This is a genomic window from Streptomyces sp. 2P-4, assembly GCF_030167965.1.
Taxonomy (GTDB): domain Bacteria; phylum Actinomycetota; class Actinomycetes; order Streptomycetales; family Streptomycetaceae; genus Streptomyces; species Streptomyces globosus_A.
The window spans coordinates 1,645,859-1,663,339 of the sequence record NZ_CP095011.1 but is presented as its reverse complement, the minus strand read 5'-3'; the positions used below and the strand labels follow the sequence as shown (position 1 = coordinate 1,663,339).

Annotated in this window: 15 protein-coding genes and 1 pseudogene; 13 read left to right on the top strand and 3 right to left on the bottom strand. The window is 74.6% G+C overall.

Going from position 1 to position 17,481, the window contains the following annotated elements:
* Positions 1–30: 30 nt before the first annotated feature.
* The 3 genes and pseudogenes from MUK52_RS06855 to MUK52_RS06845 all read left to right on the top strand — a co-directional run bounded on the left by MUK52_RS06855 (position 31) and on the right by MUK52_RS06845 (position 2,229).
* Positions 31–1,155: an acyl-CoA dehydrogenase family protein gene (locus tag MUK52_RS06855; protein WP_114054670.1), complete on the top strand. Its 1,125-nt coding sequence runs from the start codon at positions 31–33 to the stop codon at positions 1,153–1,155.
* Positions 1,152–1,544 (top strand): annotated as a pseudogene (locus tag MUK52_RS06850) (RidA family protein); the annotation flags it as partial. The gene MUK52_RS06855 and the pseudogene MUK52_RS06850, both read left to right, overlap by 4 nt.
* A gap of 166 nt (positions 1,545–1,710) precedes the next feature.
* Positions 1,711–2,229, top strand: a complete 519-nt coding sequence (locus tag MUK52_RS06845) for a hypothetical protein (protein WP_216827059.1) — start codon at positions 1,711–1,713, stop codon at positions 2,227–2,229.
* 160 nt (positions 2,230–2,389) lie between these two features.
* On the opposite strand, the gene MUK52_RS06840 is transcribed toward MUK52_RS06845, so the two are convergent.
* Entirely contained in the window at positions 2,390–3,760 is a 1,371-nt protein-coding gene (locus MUK52_RS06840) for an aminopeptidase P family protein (RefSeq protein ID WP_114054672.1), read from the bottom strand.
* Positions 3,761–3,977: 217 nt separating this feature from the next.
* Between MUK52_RS06840 and MUK52_RS06835 the strand changes: the two genes are divergently transcribed.
* The 9 genes from MUK52_RS06835 to MUK52_RS06795 all read left to right on the top strand — a co-directional run bounded on the left by MUK52_RS06835 (position 3,978) and on the right by MUK52_RS06795 (position 14,395).
* Complete coding sequence (locus tag MUK52_RS06835) at positions 3,978–6,428, top strand: collagenase (RefSeq protein ID WP_284575061.1); 2,451 nt, start codon at positions 3,978–3,980, stop codon at positions 6,426–6,428.
* Positions 6,429–6,552: 124 nt separating this feature from the next.
* Positions 6,553–7,722: an NAD(P)/FAD-dependent oxidoreductase gene (locus MUK52_RS06830; protein ID WP_284575060.1), complete on the top strand. Its 1,170-nt coding sequence runs from the start codon at positions 6,553–6,555 to the stop codon at positions 7,720–7,722.
* Positions 7,719–8,048, top strand: coding sequence for a (2Fe-2S)-binding protein (locus MUK52_RS06825; protein WP_174250365.1), 330 nt, complete (start codon positions 7,719–7,721; stop codon positions 8,046–8,048). The genes MUK52_RS06830 and MUK52_RS06825 overlap by 4 nt, the downstream gene beginning before the upstream one ends.
* The gene (locus MUK52_RS06820; RefSeq protein ID WP_114054675.1) at positions 8,029–9,516 is read left to right on the top strand and encodes an FAD/NAD(P)-dependent oxidoreductase; all 1,488 of its coding nucleotides are present in this window, start codon (positions 8,029–8,031) and stop codon (positions 9,514–9,516) included. Before MUK52_RS06825 ends, MUK52_RS06820 begins: the two co-directional genes overlap by 20 nt.
* Positions 9,517–9,666: 150 nt before the next feature.
* Positions 9,667–10,596: a dihydrodipicolinate synthase family protein gene (locus MUK52_RS06815; protein WP_114054676.1), complete on the top strand. Its 930-nt coding sequence runs from the start codon at positions 9,667–9,669 to the stop codon at positions 10,594–10,596.
* 16 nt (positions 10,597–10,612) lie between these two features.
* A complete protein-coding gene (locus tag MUK52_RS06810; protein ID WP_114054677.1) occupies positions 10,613–11,617 on the top strand; it encodes a proline racemase family protein in 1,005 nt (334 codons plus the stop codon).
* Complete coding sequence (locus MUK52_RS06805) at positions 11,614–12,684, top strand: proline racemase family protein (RefSeq protein ID WP_284575056.1); 1,071 nt, start codon at positions 11,614–11,616, stop codon at positions 12,682–12,684. The genes MUK52_RS06810 and MUK52_RS06805 overlap by 4 nt, the downstream gene beginning before the upstream one ends.
* Positions 12,681–13,634: an ornithine cyclodeaminase family protein gene (locus tag MUK52_RS06800; RefSeq protein ID WP_502963546.1), complete on the top strand. Its 954-nt coding sequence runs from the start codon at positions 12,681–12,683 to the stop codon at positions 13,632–13,634. Before MUK52_RS06805 ends, MUK52_RS06800 begins: the two co-directional genes overlap by 4 nt.
* 41 nt (positions 13,635–13,675) lie before the next feature.
* Positions 13,676–14,395 (top strand): GntR family transcriptional regulator, encoded by a 720-nt coding sequence (locus tag MUK52_RS06795; RefSeq protein ID WP_114054678.1) that lies wholly within the window; start codon positions 13,676–13,678, stop codon positions 14,393–14,395.
* Between the two features lie 76 nt (positions 14,396–14,471).
* Here MUK52_RS06795 and MUK52_RS06790 read toward each other — a convergent pair whose 3' ends face one another.
* Together MUK52_RS06790 and MUK52_RS06785 are read right to left on the bottom strand one after the other, a co-directional pair.
* The gene (locus MUK52_RS06790) at positions 14,472–14,825 is read right to left on the bottom strand and encodes a hypothetical protein (RefSeq protein WP_114054679.1); all 354 of its coding nucleotides are present in this window, start codon (positions 14,823–14,825) and stop codon (positions 14,472–14,474) included.
* Positions 14,822–15,502, bottom strand: a complete 681-nt coding sequence (locus MUK52_RS06785; RefSeq protein WP_281277909.1) for a DUF6232 family protein — start codon at positions 15,500–15,502, stop codon at positions 14,822–14,824. The genes MUK52_RS06790 and MUK52_RS06785 overlap by 4 nt, the downstream gene beginning before the upstream one ends.
* A gap of 233 nt (positions 15,503–15,735) precedes the next feature.
* Here MUK52_RS06785 and MUK52_RS06780 point away from each other — a divergent pair, with 233 nt between their 5' ends.
* Positions 15,736–17,478 (top strand): ABC transporter substrate-binding protein, encoded by a 1,743-nt coding sequence (locus tag MUK52_RS06780; protein ID WP_284575054.1) that lies wholly within the window; start codon positions 15,736–15,738, stop codon positions 17,476–17,478.
* The last annotated feature ends 3 nt before the right edge of the window (positions 17,479–17,481 follow it).

The following is a 17,481-nucleotide window of genomic DNA, read 5'->3' as shown; positions in this document are numbered from 1 at the left end:
ACAGGACGCGATAGAGGCGGGGATGTTCGGATGACCGGATTCGCGCTCGGAGCGGAACAGGAGCAGTGGTGCGGGCAGCTGCGCGAGCTGTCGGCCGCGCGGCTGCGTCCGCTGGCGGACAAGGGGGAGCCGGGCCGGGTCAACCGCCCGCTGCTCGCGGAGCTCGGCGCGCTGGGCCTGCTGGACCGGCTCTTCACCTCGGGCGCGCTGGAGCTGTGCCTGCTGCGGGAGTCCCTCGCGTACGGGTGCACGGAGGCGGAGACGGCGCTGGCCCTCCAGGGGCTCGGGGCGCACCCGGTGCTCAGTGCGGGCACAGACGCGCAGCGGGAGCACTGGCTGCCGCAGGTGCGGGCCGGGCGGGCGGTGGCGGCCTTCGCGCTGAGCGAGCCGGGCGCCGGCTCGGACGCGGCGGCGCTGGCGCTCGCGGCGGAGCCCGACTCCGGCCGCGGGGCGGCGGGCGGCTGGCGGCTCAGCGGGGAGAAGTGCTGGATCTCCAACGCCCCGGAGGCCGACTTCTACACGGTCTTCGCCCGCACCGGCGAGGGTCCGGCGGCGAAGGGCGTCACGGCGTTCCTCGTCCCGGCCGGCCGGCCCGGACTGTCCGGGGAGCCGCTGGAGATGCTCTCCCCGCACCCCATCGGCAGACTGGTCTTCGACGGGGTCCCCGTCGGCCCGGAGGACCTGCTGGGCCGGCCCGGACGCGGCTTCGCCGTGGCGATGGCCACGCTCAACCTGTTCCGGCCCAGCGTCGGCGCGTTCGCGGTGGGCATGGCCCGCGCCGCCCTCGACGCGACGCTCGCGCACACCGCCCGCCGCCCCGCGTTCGGCGGGGTGCTCGCCGACCTCCAGGCGGTCGGGCACCGGGTCGCGGAGATGGCCACCCGGACCGAGGCGGCCCGGCTGCTCGTCTACGCGGCCGCGGGCGCGTACGACGCGGGCGACGCGGACGTCCCCCGCCGATCGGCCATGGCCAAGCTCCTCGCGACGGAGACGGCGCAGTACGTGGTGGACCACGCCGTGCAGCTGCACGGGGCCGCCGCCCTGCGGCGGGGGCACCTGCTGGAGCACCTGTACCGGGAAGTCAGGGCCCCGCGCATCTACGAGGGCGCGAGCGAGGTCCAGCGCACGATCATCGCGCGGGAGCTGTACCGGTGAGCCCGGAGCGGATCAACCCGGCGCAGCTGTCGCCGGCGCGGGGCTTCTCCCACGCGGTGGCGGCGACCGGCTCCCGGCTGGTGTTCCTCGCGGGACAGACCGCGTTGGACGTGGAGGGCGGGGTCGTCGGGGCGACGCTGCCGGAGCAGTTCGAGCGGGCCCTGTCCGGTCTGCTGACGGCGCTGGCGGCGGCGGGCGGCGCGCCCGCGGACCTGGTGCGGGTGACCGTGTACGCGGTGGACGTGGCGGACTACCGGGCGCACGCCCCCGAACTGGGCCGCATCTGGCGGCGCCTGGCGGGGCGGGACTACCCGGCGATGGCGGTGGTGGGCGTCGTCCGGCTCTGGGACGAGGAGGCCCTGGTCGAACTGGACGGTATCGCCGTCCTTGACGGTCCGTCGGAAGCGATTCCGCATTCCGGGGATCCCAGTGGGGAAGCGGCCTGCGGGGGGTCGCGGGGTGCGGCACAGGCGAGCGGCCTTTGACAGGGAGCAGGAGAGGGGGGAGTGTGGAAATGCCCCCTTTGGGACCAATTGTCAAGGCATTCGGAGGTGCATGATCATGCGCCGTGGGATCATTGCGGCAGCTGTGGCCGGCGCCGCGGGCGTCGCTCTCGGCCTGACGCCGGTGAGCGGGGCCTTTGCCGCGCAGACCGGGCTGACCCCGGAGACCCGGCAGGACTGGCGGTGTTCGGACGACCGGCGCGGCAGCAACGACTGGTATGAGTGCTGCGAGCGCTACAACCGGTGGGAGGACCGGCCCGACTGGTGCTGGGACAAGGACAAGGCACACCACAGCAACCGCGACTATGACCGGTACGACTACCGCGACTACAACCACCGCGACTACAACGACCGCGACTACAACGACCGCGGCGGCAACGGCCACGACAACCGCGGCGGCAACGGCCATGACGGCGGCGGTGGCGGCAACGGCGGCCACGGCGGCAACGGCGGCGGCGGCGGTGGCGGCCACGGCGGCGGCGGTGGCGGCAACGGCGGCGGTGGCGGCGGTGGCGGCCACGGCGGCGGTGGCGGCAACGGCGGCGGTGGCGGTGGCGGTGGCGGCAGGTAACTCCGCACACCGGAACTGAACCGCCCGTTCATTCCGCATCCCGAACACGCCGGAGGAAACCGGCAGGTGACGGTCCGCGCCTCCCGCGCGGGCCGTCACCGCTGTCCGCACCCCGCTGCCACACCCCCCGAGGCCGCGGCGGGGCGTCGGGGCCTCGGGCTCAACCCTCCAGCAGGCCGCCCATCCACTCCTCGATCCCGGCCACCGTCCGCGGCAGGGCCCCCGACATCAGCCGGGCCCCTGTCGCGGTGACGACCAGGTCGTCCTCGATGCGCACCCCGATGCCGCGCAGCTCCGGCGGCAGCGTCTCGTCGTCCGGCTGGAGGTAGAGGCCCGGCTCGACCGTCAGGACCTGGCCCTCCTCCAGTACCCCGTCCAGGTACGTGTCCGCCCGCGCCTTCGCGCAGTCGTGGACGTCGAGCCCCAGCATGTGGCCGCTGCTGCACAGCGTGTACCGGCGGTGCAGGTCGCCCTCGGCGTCCTTGAGCACGCCCCAGTCCGCCAGGCCCTCCGCGATCACCCGCATCCCGGCCCGGTGGAAGTCGCGGAAGCTCGCCCCCGGCCGCAGTGCGGCGATGCCCGCCTCCTGCGCCGCGAGCACCAGCTCGTACACCTGCCGCTGGACGGGGGAGAAGCGCCCCGACAGCGGGAGGGTGCGCGTGATGTCGGCCGTGTAGAGCGTGTCGGTCTCGACGCCGGCGTCGAGCAGCAGCAGCTCGCCCGGGTCGAGCCGCCCGTCGTTGCGGATCCAGTGCAGCACGCACGCGTGCGCGCCGGACGCGGCGATGGTGTCGTAGCCGGTGCCGTTGCCCTCCGCCCGGGCGCGCAGGCCGAAGACCCCCTCGATCCACCGCTCGCCGCGCGGGTGGGCGAGCGCGCGCGGCAGCGCCCGTACGACGTCCTCGAACCCGGCGGCGGTGTGGTCGACGGCCAGCTGGAGCTGCCCGACCTCCCAGGCGTCCTTGACCAGGCGCAGCTCCGACAGGGCCGTGGCCAGCTCGGCGTCGGTGGCGGCGTTGCGGCCGACCGGGTCGCCCAGTGACTCCAGGTGGGCGCAGCGCAGCCCGGTCAGGCGCTCCGCCTCCGCGAGGTCGGGGCGGCGGCCGACCCAGAACTCCCCGTACCGGCGGTCCCGGTAGAACTCCTCGCTGCCGCCGGTGCGCGGGGAGCGCGGACGCAGGTACAGCACGGCCTCGTGGCCGTGGGGGCCGGAGGGCTCCATCACGAGCACGTGGCCGACCTGGTCCTCGCCGGTGAGCCCGGTGAGCCAGGCGTACGCGCTGTGCGGGCGGAAGCGGAAGTCGCAGTCGTTGGAGCGGACCTTCAGCTCGCCCGCGGGGACGACCAGCCGCTCGCCGGGGAAGCGCGCGGACAGGCGGGCGCGGCGGGCGGGGGTGACGGCGTACGCGGAGACGCGCTCGGAGTCCGGCAGGGGCGACGGGGCCCAGTTGCCGGCCATGTACCGGGACAACTCAGGCGATACCGGTAGATCGTGACTCCCGGTGTTGAGGCGGGAGGGGGCTTCGGTCACGGGGGCTCCCTGGGAAAGACGTGAACTGGTGTGCGCACAGGTCTTGCCAGTGCAATTTCACATTACTATGTTACAGCTCACACCGCGGCGCGTTAATCCCCGTCAAACGCCGTGTGGCGCAGGGCAGTTCACGCACGACCGCTCGTCCGGCACGTCCCACGCAGCACCCCCGCGCCGTGTCCGCCATGTCCCCCACCTCCCCTTCCAGGAGTCCTTGGTGTCCCAGCACAGAGCTGTGCGTTCCTCCCTCCTCTCCACCGCGGTCGCGGTGACGCTCCTCGCCACGGCGGGCCAGGCCGTGACGGTGGCCGCCGAGACCGCGGTCCCCGCCCCGGCGCAGGGCGCAGCCGCCGCCCCTGCCGCTCCCGCACCCGCCGGGGCCCGCGGCGGAAACCCGTTCGACGAGGTCGACCGCCTCGCCTCGCCGAAGGAGGCGGCCCCCGCTTCCGCCGTCGCGCCGGGCGCCGGGCGCACCCCGGGCGGCCAGGCCGCCCGTTCCGCCGCGGACGCCGCAGCGGCCCAGGCCGCCCAGGGCCGCACCCCGGGAGCCCCGACGGCGGCCGCGCCGGCCTCCGAGCGCGCAGAGAAGAGCCGCAAGGCCGCCGCGGCGGCCCCCGCGACCGGCCGCACCCTCGCTGCCGGCGTCCCCTGCACCCTCGACGGCGTGACGGGGCTGTCCCCGGAGCAGTTCGCCGACTTCCTCGCCGACGAGGCCGTCACGGCCGACGGCTGCCTGCGCAGCATCATCTGGACCTGGGACGCCCGCCTGGCCCCGGTCATGTCCGACGCCCATGTCCAGGCCGTCTCCCGGCGCATATCCGCCCTGGCCGCGGCGCACGACGGCAGGAACTCCTCCCACCTGGAGGAGATGTTCACCTACCTGCACGCGGTCGCCTACCACGACTACTCGCGCTCCGAGATCGACGTCACCGACGCGCCGACCGTCGAGGCCATGCGCCGCGCCATCGCCGACTTCGGCGCCGCCGCCCGCACCTTCGACACCACCGCCTCCAACGCCCGCACCCTGCGCGAGGCCCTCTATGCCGGCAGTGCTCCCGGCCTGCGCCACCACCAGCTCGGCCTGATCAAGAAGGTCCTGGCCACGATGGACCCGGGCCACCCGGCCACCCACCACGACCCGCACTGGGCGGGTGCCGCCCTGGCCGCGCTCTCGGTGAACTACCTCGGCGTCTACCCGGGCAACCAGGACGCCGCCTTCCACGCGGCGGTGGCCGCCGACCCGGCCTACCGCGACCTGTTCAAGGCGTTCGCCGGCTACGGCCACCTCAAGGGCACCGCGAACGCCTGGGTCGCCCGCGACGCGCTCGGCGAGTACGGCCGCTTCGGCCAGGTCCCCTCTCTCAAGGACCGGGTCGTGGCCGACCTCGGCGCGCTCCTCCCGACGGCCCGCGCCACCTTCGGCGACGGCAGCGAGCAGTGGGCGAAGGTCGTCTCCTGGCTCAACTTCTACGAGGCGTGCAAGCCGTACGGCGTCTGCAAGGAGGACATCGAGAAGCAGCTCTTCCCGAACACCTTCACCTACGACAACGGCGCCATCAAGGTCCGCACCGCCCTCGACCGGGCCACCGTCGACCAGCTCTACTACGCGAGCAAGCAGGTCAAGGCGCAGTACCACCGGGTGATCGGCACCGAGCAGCCGCTCGCCGGCGACCCGAACAGCACCCTCAACATCGTGCTGTACGCCTCGCGCGCCGACTACGTGAACTACCACCCGATCCTGACCGGGTACGACACGAACAACGGCGGCATCTACATCGAGAACGGCGCCACCTTCTACACCTACCAGCGCCGCGTCCCGCAGGACTCCAGCCTGACCCTGGAAGAGCTCTTCCGCCACGAGTACGTGCACTACCTCAACGGCCGCTTCGCCGTGCACGGCTTCTTCGGCCAGGGCCCCTGGTACGAGGGTGACCGCACCACCGCCATGGACGAGGGCACGGCCGAGTTCTTCGACGGGGCCACCCGCTCCGACGGCATCGCCGTGCGCAAGTCGCTCGTCAAGAGCATCATCAGCGACACGGCGGGCGGCGGCCCCCGCATGAGCGTCGAGCAGATCCTCAACGCGACGTACGACGGCGACGGCTTCCGCTTCTACAGCTACGCCGGCACGTTCTTCGAGTTCCTGTGGACCGAGAAGCCGTCCCTGCTGCGCGAGATGTACACCCACCTGCGCAACAACGACGTGGCGAAGTACGACGCCTGGCGCCACCGCCTCGGCTCGGACAGCTACCTCCAGCGCGACTACGACCGCTTCCTGGACACGCAGATCGCCAAGGTGGACCAGCTCTTCGTCCCCAACACGACCTACACGCCGAACGAGCAGCTGCGCGACTCCGCGCTCGCCTCGGTGAAGTCCTCGTTCGCCGCGGCCACGTACAACACGCCGGACTGCGTCGAGAACGGCGACCCCGGCAAGCGGCGGTTCACCTGCACCGGCCGGATCACCGCGAACCTGAAGAACTGGCGCAGCGACGACCAGAACTTCAAGGACATGTCGGAGACGGTCGACTACTTCATCCTCGACCGGGCCGGCGCGGCGTCCAACAACCTGGCCGACATGAACTGCTCCTTCGGCCCGGTGGAGATCTGGGACAACCGCACGGCCGGCACCTCCCCGTACAGCTGCGAGGGCCCGCTGCGCAGCTGACCCGTGCCGCCGGCGGCCGGCCCTGCACTCCGGGAGACCCCGGAGCGGGGGGAGGACCGGCCGCCGGACCGTCCCGCTGCTGCACGCTCTGGGCAGCCGCTAAAGAATGTGACATATTACTGCCGTGCCCAAGAGACATCCCCTGGACGTCGTGATCATCGGAGCCGGCGTCGTCGGAGCAGCGTGCGCCTACTACGCCGCACGCGCCGGCCTCCGCGCCGCCGTCGTCGACCGCGGCCCCGTCGCCGGCGGGACGACCGGAGCGGGCGAGGGGAACCTCCTCGTCTCCGACAAGGAGGCCGGCCCCGAGCTCGACCTCGCCCTGCTGTCCGCAGGCCTCTGGCGGGACCTGGCCGCCGCCCTCCCCGAAGAGCTGGAGTACGAGCCCAAGGGCGGGCTCGTCATCGCCCCCGACGAGGCCGCGCTGAAGGCCCTGCGCGCCTTCGCCGAGGGGCAGCGCGCCGCCGGTGTGGAGGCCGTCGAGGCCGACCCGGCCGAGCTGCGCGAACTGGAGCCGCACCTGGCACCCGGCCGGGCGGGCGGCTTCCTCTACCCCCAGGACGCCCAGGTCCAGCCCGCGCAGGCGGCCGCCCGCCTGCTCGCCGCCTCCGGCGCCGAACTCCACCTCGGCGAGGAGGCCGTCGAGGTCGTCACGGCCGGCGGCGCCGTCCGCGGGGTGCGCACCGCGCGACGCGAACTCGCCGCCCCCGCCGTCGTCAACGCCGCCGGCACCTGGGGCGGCTGCATCGCGGAACTCGCCGGCACCTCCCTGCCGGTCCTGCCGCGGCGCGGCTTCGTCCTCGTCACCGAGCCGCTGCCCCGGGTCGTACGGCACAAGGTGTACGCCGCCGACTACATCGCGGACGTCGCGAGCGGCTCCGCGGCCCTGCAGTCCTCGGCGGTCGTCGAGGGCACCCCGGCCGGGCCGGTGCTGATCGGGGCGACCCGGGAGCGCGTCGGCTTCGACCGGTCGCTGTCCCCGGAGGCCCTGCGCCGCCTCGCCGGCCAGGCCGCCGCCCTCTTCCCGGCCCTCGCTGACGCCCGCATCCTGCGCGCCTACCACGGCTTCCGCCCCTACCTCCCCGACCACCTCCCCGCGATCGGGCCCGACCCCCGGGTCCCCGGACTGGTCCACGCCTGCGGGCACGAGGGCGCCGGCATCGGCCTGGCCCCCGCCACCGGGGTGCTCGTCGCCGCCGCCCTCACCGGCGCCGAACCCCCGCTCCCGCTCCACCCCTTCCGCCCGGACCGCTTCCCGGAGCCCGCGGCGCAGCCGAAGGAGACCGGCCGATGACCGACCCCTCGCACCGCCGGTCCCCGCGCGACCTCGTCGGCGGGCGCCCGGACGCGACGTACACCCTGCGCTTCGACGGGCGCGAGCTGACCGCCCACGCGGGGCAGAGCATCGCCGCCGTGCTGTGGGGCGCCGGCATCCTCGCCTGGCGCACCACCCGGCAGGGCGGCGCCCCGCGCGGCGCGTTCTGCGGGATCGGCAGCTGCTACGACTGCCTCGTCACCGTCAACGGCCGCCCCAACCAGCGCGCCTGCCTGGTCCCCGCCCGCCCCGGGGACGCCGTCACCACCCAGGAAGGGACCGGCCGTGCCGACCTCGCCGTCTGACCTCCCCGGACCCGGCGCCCCGGCCGCCGCCGGCCGCCCGGACGCGGCCCCCGCCGACCTCGCCGTCGTCGGCGCCGGCCCGGCCGGCCTCGCCGCGGCCGTCACCGCCGCCCGGCTCGGCCTGCGCGTCACCCTGCTCGACGCGGGGGAGCGGCCCGGCGGGCAGTTCTACCGGCACCCCGCCCCGCAGCTGGGCGCGGAGCGGCCCGAGGCCCTCCACCACGGATGGGCCGCGTTTGCCGCCCGCGAGCGGGCCCTGCGCGCCCACACCGCCTCCGGCCGCGTCACGTACCTGCCCGGCCACCATGTCTGGACCGTGGTCCGCCGGGACGCACCGCAGGACACCGCTCCCGCCGGGGCCGCCCGCCGGGCCCCGGCCGCCTGGGTGCTGCACGCCGTCGCCGGACCCGAGGAGCGCGCGGTGGCCGTACCCGCCCGCGCCGTGCTCCTGGCCACCGGCTCCTACGAGCGCCAACTGCCCTTCCCCGGCTGGACCCTGCCCGGCGTCGTCGGCGCCGGCGGCGCGCAGGCCATGCTCAAGGCCGGCCTCGTTCTGCCCGGCCGGCGTGTCGTCGTCGCCGGGAGCGGGCCGCTGCTGCTCGCCGTCGCCGGATCCCTCGCCTCCGCCGGGGCGCGGGTGCCCGCCGTCGTCGAGGCCGCCGCCTACACCGGGTACGCGCCCGCCCTGCCCGCCCTGCTGCGCAACCCCGCCAAGCTCGCGGAGGGCGCCGTGTACGGCGGGGCCCTGCTCCGCCACGGCGTGCGGCTGCTCACCCGGCACGCGGTGACCGAGGCGCACGGCACCGACCGGGTGGAGGCCGTCACCGTGGCCCGCCTGGACGCGGACTGGCGGCCGCTGCCCGGCACCGCCCGCCGCATCCCCTGCGACGCCGTGGCCGTCGGGCACGGCCTGGTCCCGCAGCTGGAGCTGGCCACCGGCCTCGGCTGCGCCACCCGCCGCGCCGCCGACGGCACCGCCGCGCTCGACCTCGACGCCCTCCAGCGGACCTCCGTACCCGGCATCTGGTCCGCCGGCGAGACCGGGGGCATCGCCGGCGCGGAGCCGGCGCTGGTCGAGGGGGAGATCGCGGCCCACGCCGTCGCCGGCCGTCCCGTCCCGGCGGCCCTGGTGCGCCGCCGCGCGCGGCTGCGGGCCTTCGCCGACGCGATGGGCCGGGTCCACCGGCCCGGTGAGGGCTGGACCGGATGGCTGCGGGACGACACCGACGTGTGCCGGTGCGAGGAGGTGCCGGCGGGGCGGATCCGGGAGGCCGTCTCCGACCTCGGAGCCCGGGACGCCCGTACCGCCAAACTGCTCACCCGCGCCGGAATGGGCTGGTGCCAGGGCCGGATGTGCGGACCGGCCGTCGCCGCCCTGGCCGGCGAGGAGCAGGCGCCCGACCGGCGGCCGCTGTCCTGCCCGGTGCCGCTGCGCCTGCTCGCCGGCCTGCCGCCCGCCGACGGCTGACGGCCGACGGCTTGCGTCCGCGGGCGGCGGGGGCCCCGGCCCCCTGCGCCCCCCTCTTGCCCCGGCCCCGTTGACCCGGCCCGTCCGGAGTCTTGTGGCCGAGTTCAACCCACTAGTAAAATGTCACACACCACACGAGGGAGCTTTCTCATGACCGACGCGCACACCCCCGCGCCCACCGCCGCCGACCCGCGCACCCGCCCCTGGCACGGCATCATGGTCGCCACCGCGCTGCCCATGCGCGAGGACCTCTCCGTCGACTACGACGCCTACGCCGACCACGTCGCGTGGCTCATCGCCAACGGCTGCGACGGCGTCGTCCCCAACGGCTCCCTCGGCGAGTACCAGACCCTCACCGACGAGGAGCGGGCCCGCGTCGTGCGCACCGCCGTCGAGGCCGCCGGCGACGGCAGCCGCGTCATGCCCGGCGTCGCCGCCTACGGCAGCGCCGAGGCCCGCCGCTGGGCCGAGCAGGCCGCCGAGGCCGGCGCCGGCTCCGTCCTGCTGCTGCCGCCCAACGCCTTCCGCGCCGACGAGTCCGCCGTCCGCTCCCACTACGCCGAGGTGGCCCGCGCCGGCCTGCCCGTCGTCGCGTACAACAACCCGATCGACACCAAGGTCGACCTCACGCCCGCCCTGCTGGCCCGGCTGCACGCCGACGGCAGCATCGTCGCCGTCAAGGAGTTCAGCGGCGACGTCCGCCGCGCCTACGAGATCGCCGAACTCGCCCCCGGCCTGGACCTCCTGATCGGCGCCGACGACGTCCTGCTCGAACTCGCCCTCGCCGGCGCCGTCGGCTGGATCGCCGGCTACCCCAACGCGCTGCCCGCCGCCTGCGCGACCCTCTACCGGGCGGCCGTCGCCGGCGACCTGGACACCGCGCTGCCGCTCTACAAGTCCCTGCACTCGCTGCTGCGCTGGGACTCCAAGACGGAGTTCGTGCAGGCCATCAAGCTCTCCATGGACCTCGCCGGCCGCCCGGGCGGCGCCACCCGCCCGCCCCGCTTCCCGCTGACCGGGGAGACCGAGGCGGCCGTCCGCGCCGCGACCGAGAAGGCCCTCGCCGAGGGACTCAACTAGCCAACCGGGGGAACCCATGCGCACGCGCCACATCTACCACGCGGTGGACTCGCACACCGAGGGCATGCCGACCCGGGTCGTCACCGGGGGCGTCGGGGTGATCCCCGGCGCCACCATGGCCGAGAAACGGCTCCACTTCATCGAGCACATGGACCACGTCCGCACCCTGCTCATGTACGAGCCGCGCGGCCACTCCGCGATGAGCGGCGCGATCCTGCAGCCCCCCACCCGCCCCGACGCCGACTTCGGCGTCCTCTACATCGAGGTGTCGGGCCTGCTGCCCATGTGCGGGCACGGCACCATCGGGGTCGCCACCGTCCTCGTCGAGACGGGCATGGTGCCGGCGGTCGAGCCGGTCACCACCGTCCGCCTCGACACCCCCGCCGGACTGGTCTCCGTCGACGTCCGCGTCGAGGACGGGGCGGCCACCGCCGTCACCCTCACCAACGTCCCCGCCTTCTGCGCCGGCCTCGACCTCAAGGCCGACGTCCCCGGATACGGCACCGTCACCTACGACCTCGCCTACGGCGGCAACTTCTACGCCTTCGTCGAACTCGACGCCCTCGGCCTCCCCTTCGACCGCGCCCGCAAGGACGACCTGCTCGCCGCCGGACTCGCCGTCATGGACGCGGTCAACGCCTCCGCCGACCGGCCCGTCCACCCCGAGGACCCCGCCATCGCCGGCGTCAAGCACGTCTACCTCGCGGCCCCCGGCTCCGACGCCCGCCGCTCCCGGCACGCCATGGCCATCCACCCCGGCTGGTTCGACCGCTCGCCCTGCGGTACGGGCACCAGCGCGCGCATGGCCCAGCTGCACGCCCGCGGCCTCCTCGGCCTCGGCGCCGACTTCGTGAACGAGTCCTTCATCGGCACCGAGTTCACCGGCCGGCTCGTCGGCCGCACCACCGTCGGCGGGTACGAGGCCGTCGTGCCCGCCGTCACCGGGCGGGCCTGGATCACCGGCACCGCCCAGTACTTCCTCGACCCGTCCGACCCCTTCCCCGGAGGGTTCCTCCTGTGACCGCCGACGACCCCGCCGCGCCCGAGGTGCGCACCGCCGACTACCACGCGGCCGGAGAGCCGTTCCGGATCGTCGACACCGCCGACCCCGGCCTCCCGCCCGCCCCCGGCGACACCGTCGCCGAGCGCTGCGCCACCGCGATCGGCCCCGGCGGCTCCGGCACCGCGCCGAGGCCCGGCGCGCTGGACTCCGTACGGCGCCTGCTCGTGCAGGAGCCGCGCGGCCACGCCGGGATGTACGGCGGGTTCGTCGTGCCCCCGGACGACGACGGCGCCCACTTCGGCGTCCTCTTCTGGCACAAGGACGGCTACTCCACGGCCTGCGGCCACGGCACCATGGCGCTGGGCGCCTGGGCCGTGGACACCGGCCGGGTGCCCGCCCCCGACGAGGGCGACGTCCCGGTGCGGATCGACGTGCCGTCGGGCCGGGTCGCCGCCACCGTCCACCGCAGAGGCGGCCGCACCACCGGCGTCACCTTCCGCAACGTCGCGGCCCGGGTGGGCGCCCGGAAGGTCCCCGTCGCCACCAGCCTCGGCCTCGCCGAGGCCGACATCGCCCACGCCGGCGCCTGCTACGCCTCCGTCCGGGCGCGCGACCTCGGCCTGGACGTCTCCCGGGCCTCGCTCGGGGACCTGGTGCGCGCCGGCCGCGAGATCCGCACCGCGCTCGCCGCGCACCCCGCCACCTGGCACCCGGACGGGCCGCTGCTCTCCGGCGTCTACGGGGTGATCTTCCACGAGGAGCTCCCCGACACCCCCTTCGGCCCGCACCAGCGCAACGTCACCGTCTTCGCCGACGGACAGGTGGACCGCTCGCCCTGCGGATCCGGCACGTCCGCGCGGCTCGCCCTCCTCGCCGAGGACGGCCGCCTCGGACCGGAGGACTCCCTGCTGCACGAGTCGGTGGCCGGGACGGTGTTCACCGGCCGGATCGCCCCCGCGGCCGCCGCGCCCGGGGAGGCTCCGGACGGCCTGGTCACCGAGGTCACCGGCAGCGCGTACCGCACCGGCGAGCACCGCTTCACGCTCGACCCGCACGACGCGCTCGGCGCCGGCTTCCTGCTGTGATCCGGCAGATCGGCGCCGCCGAGATCACCGCGCTGCTCGGGCCCGCCGCGGCGGCCGACGCCCTGGCCGACGCCCTGCGCGCGGGGCTCGACCCGGAGGCCTGCCCGCAGCGCAGCGCGGTCGCCGTGCCGGGCGGCGGGGAACTGCTGCTGATGCCGGCCGCGCAGGGGGCGTACGCCGGTGTGAAGATCGCCGGGGTGGCGCCGGGAAACCCGGCGCGCGGCCTGCCCCGGATCACCGGCTCCTACCTCCTCCTCGACGGGCCCACCCTCAGCCCGCTCGCCCTCCTCGACGGCGCCGCCCTCACGGCGCTGCGCACACCGGCGGTCTCGGCGCTGGCCCTGCGGCACCTCGCCCCGGCCGGGCGGCCGCTGCGGCTGGTGCTCTTCGGGACGGGCCCGCAGGCGTACGGGCACCTCGAAGCCGCGGCCGCGGTGCGGGAGCTGGCCGAGGCCGTCGTCGTGGGCCGGGACCCCGGCGGCCCGGGCGCGAAGGCCCTTGCGGAGCACGCCCGCACACTGGGTGTCCCGGCGCGGACGGGCAGCGCGGCGGACGTGGCCGGGGCGGACCTGGTGCTGTGCTGCACCACGGCCCGCACCCCGCTCTTCGACGGGCGGCTCGTCGCGCCCGGCGCGGTGGTCGTGGCGGTCGGCTCGCACGAGCCGGACGCCCGCGAGACGGACACGGCGCTGGTGCGGCGCTCTGCCGTGTACGTCGAAGCCCGGTCGGCGGCCCTGCGGGAGGCGGGGGACCTGCTGGTTCCGGAGGCGGAGGGGGCGATCGGGCCCGGCTGCATCACGGCCACGCTGGCCGACCTGGTCGCGGGGCGGGCGCCGGGGCCGGGCCCGGCGGGTTGTCCACAGCTCTTCAAGAGCGTGGGCATGGCCTGGGAGGATCTCGCCGTGGCGGTGGCGCTGTACGCGGCCGCCGGGAAGAACAGCGAAACGTGACATTGTACGCTGTTCCTCTGCGATCTCTCGGAGGACAAGCAATGGGTGACCTGAAGCAGCACAGCCTCATCAAGGCCCAGGAACGGCTCCGCGACCAGGTCGGCCACGCGCTCCGAGCGGCTCTGATAGCGGGCGAACTGCGCCCCGGCAGCGTCTACTCGGCCCCCGGCCTCGCCGCCGAACTCGGCGTCTCCGCCACCCCCGTCCGCGAGGCCATGCTCGACCTCGCCCGCGAGGGCCTGGTCGAGCCGGTCCGCAACAAGGGCTTCAGGATCACCGAGGTCAGCGAACGCGACCTGGACCAGTACACCGAACTCCGCACGATGATCGAGGTCCCCACGGTCGGCAGGGTCACCCGGATGGCCGCCCGCGAGCAGCTGGAGGCCCTGCGCCCGATCGCGGAGGAGATCGTCACCAGCGCCCGCGAGCACAACCTCATCGGCTACCTGGAGGCGGACCGCCGCTTCCACCTGACGCTGCTGGGGCTCGCCGGGAACGAGCGCCTGGTCGAGACCGTCGGCGACCTGCGCAAGCGCTCCCGCCTCTACGGGCTCACGGGCCTGGACGAGGCGGGCAAGCTGGTCTCCTCCGCCGAGGAGCACCTGGAACTCCTCGACCTGATGATCGCGGGCGACGCGGAGGCGGCCGAGGCGTGCATGGCGCGCCACCTCGGCCACGTCCGCTCGCTGTGGGCGGAGGGCCGCGACGAGCCGGTGGGCCGCCCCGCGGCGGGCGGCCTCGGCTCCGGCCTCACCGGCTGAATCCCGTGGCCGGCCGGCCGGCCGGCCGGCCGACCGTTCGGCCCGGGCCCGGGCCCGGGCCGAACGGTCGGCCGGCTCAGCCGCCGAGCAGCCCGAGCAGCGCGCTGACCGCCTCGACCACGGGCTGCCCGATCGCCCCGACGGTCGCGGCGATGCCCGCGACCGCGGTCAGCGCGTTGTACCGCTGCTCGGGCGAGACGGCGGCGTCGGCCGAGAGGGCCGGCAGGGACTCGTCGATCCGCTGCACGGCCACCTGCGGCACCCGTGTCCGCAACTCCTGCACCAGCGGCAGCAGTTCAAGCAGTGCCCGCTCCGCGGCGGGGGAGAGGGCCGGCCCCGCCGCCGCGCCCCCGCCGAACGACATGCCGGTGTTGCCCTGGCCGCCGTGCATGTTGACGACGTTGCCGAAGTTGTAGCTGTCCCCGCTCATGCGCTGCGCATCCCCACGTTGCCGTTTCCGCCGTACATGTTGACCGTGTCGCCGAAGTAGTAGTTGCTCGGGTTGCTGATCGAGAGCTGCTCCACCGTCAGCCGCAGCTCCGTGTCCGGGTGCTCGATGGCGTAGGCGATCCGGTGGACCGCCTCCTCGAGCTGCGCGGGGGCGCCGGTGGCGAGGGCCGTCGACTGGCCGTTCGTCTCCACCCCGAGCGTGAAGTGCGAGGACGCCGTCACGACGGCGAGCATGTCGGCGGCGAACCAGACCAGGGCGGCGACGGCGGCGATCCAGACGAACGGGAGGACGCCGCCGAAGCCGCTCTCGCCGCGCGTGAGGGCCTCGGCAATGGCCCCGAAGAGGGTGAAGCCCAGCGCCGCGAGCAGCGTGACCGCCGTCCGCCGCAGCCACTGCAGCACGGCCTCCTTGCGCCGGGGGCGGAGGACGAAGGTGTAGACCCGCGCGACGTTCGCGAGCGGATACACGGCCCCGCCCACCCACAGCAGCCGCCGTGTGACGGTCAGGTCGAGCGGCCGGCCCTTCCCGGCGGGTGCGGGCGCCGCGCCGGGCGGCCGCTGCGGAACGGGCGGCACCCCGCCCGGCTGCGCCGCCGACCCCGTCGGCCTGGGCGGCGCCGGCGGCTGCGACGGCACCCCCGACCCTGTCGTCTCCATGTATCCCCCTGGGAGCCCGCTTGAGCGAAAGGGCCATCCAACGACGCCGTCGCCGGGCGGGCAAGGGCATTTCCGGCCGCCCGTGGCGCGTCGGCGGGGGGGTCCGGAGCGGACCGCACACCACCGGATTTGGACACGGCTGGATAACGGCGGTGCCGATCCCTTGTCAGTGCAATTTCACATTACTATGTTACCGGTCACATCATAGAGCGCGGCCCTTCACTGGAGTGACCATGACCAAGCGCAGCCAACTCGCCCTCGCCACCGCCCTGGTGGCGGCCATCGCACTCGGCGCGACGGGATGCTCCGACCCCAAGAAGGGCTCCGCCGACAAGGGCGCCGCCAACCCCGCCGCCGCCAACGAGGGCAAGGTCCTCGGCGGCACCCCGGTCAAGGGCGGCACCCTCACCGTCCTGTCGAACCAGGACTTCTCCCACCTCGACCCGGCCCGCAACTGGACGATGCCGGCGATGGACTTCGGCACCCGGCTGCTCTACCGCACCCTCGTCACCTTCAAGGCCGAGCCCGGCAAGGCCGGCAGCGAGCTCGTCCCCGACCTCGCCACCGACCTCGGCACCCCCTCCAACGGCGGCCGCACCTGGACCTTCACCCTCAAGGAGGGCCTGAAGTACGAGGACGGCACCCCGATCAAGGCCCAGGACATCAAGTACAACGTCGAGCGGTCCTTCGCCCCCGACCTCACCGGCGGCCCCGACTACGCCGCGCAGTACCTCGCCGGCGGAGAGAACTACAAGGGCCCGCTCCAGGGGCAGCACCTCGACTCCGTCAAGACCCCCGACGACCGCACCATCGTCTTCGAACTGAAGCGCCCCGTCGCCGAGTTCTCCGCGACCGCCACCCTCCCCACCTTCGCGCCCGTACCGCAGTCCCAGGAGAAGGGCACCCAGTACGACGCCCGCCCGTTCTCCTCCGGCCCGTACAAGATCGAGACCTACGACCGGGACAAGCAGCTGGTCCTCGTCCGCAACGAGCACTGGGACCCCGCGACCGACCAGGTCCGCAAGGCCTACCCGGACAGGTTCGTCGTCGTCATGGGCCTCAAGGGCGGCCAGATCGACGACCGCATCATCGCCTCCGAAGGCGCCGACGCCTCCGCCGTGCAGTACTCCGACATGCGCCCCGAGAGCGCCCCCAAGGTCCTGCCCAAGCCCGACGTCAAGTCCCGCCTCCTCGCCGAGTCCCAGGGCTGCACCACGATGCTGCACCTGAACAACTCCCGCGCCCCCTTCAACGACCCGAAGGTCCGCGAGGCCATGCACTACGCCCTCGACAAGGAAGCGGTCATCACCGCGGGCGGCGGCCCCGCCCTCAACGAGATCGCCACCGCCTACCTGCCGCCCGCCCTCACCGGCGGCAAGCAGGCCGACACCCTCAAGATCGCCCCGGCCGGCGACCCGGCCAAGGCCAAGGAGCTCCTCAAGGCCGCCGGCAAGGAGAGCCTGAAGGTCTCCCTCTCCGTCTCCACCGGCGACAAGGGCGCCGCCGAGGCCATCCAGCAGGGCCTGGCCCGCGCCGGCGTCCAGGTCGTCATCGACACCGTCGACCCCGGCGCCTACTACGACGTCATCGGCGACCTCTCCACCACCCCCGACATGACCTTCTCCGGCTGGTGCCCCGACTACCCCTCCGGCTCCACCTGGATCCCGTTCGTCTTCGACGGCCGCACCATCAAGGAGAAGGGCAACCAGGGCAACTACGCCCAGTTCCGGGACGAGGCCGTCCAGAAGCGCATCGACGAGATCAACGCCATGGCCGACGCCAAGCAGGCCAACCAGGCCTGGATCGACCTCGACGCCGAGATCATGAAGAAGGCGCCCTCCATCCCCGTCCTGCTGGAGCGCAAGCCCCTCCTCGTCGGCACCAACATCGCCGGCGCCTTCGGCCACCCCGTGTGGACCGGCACCATCGACTACGCGACCGTCGGCCTCAAGGACCCCTCGAAGAGCCAGGGCTGAACG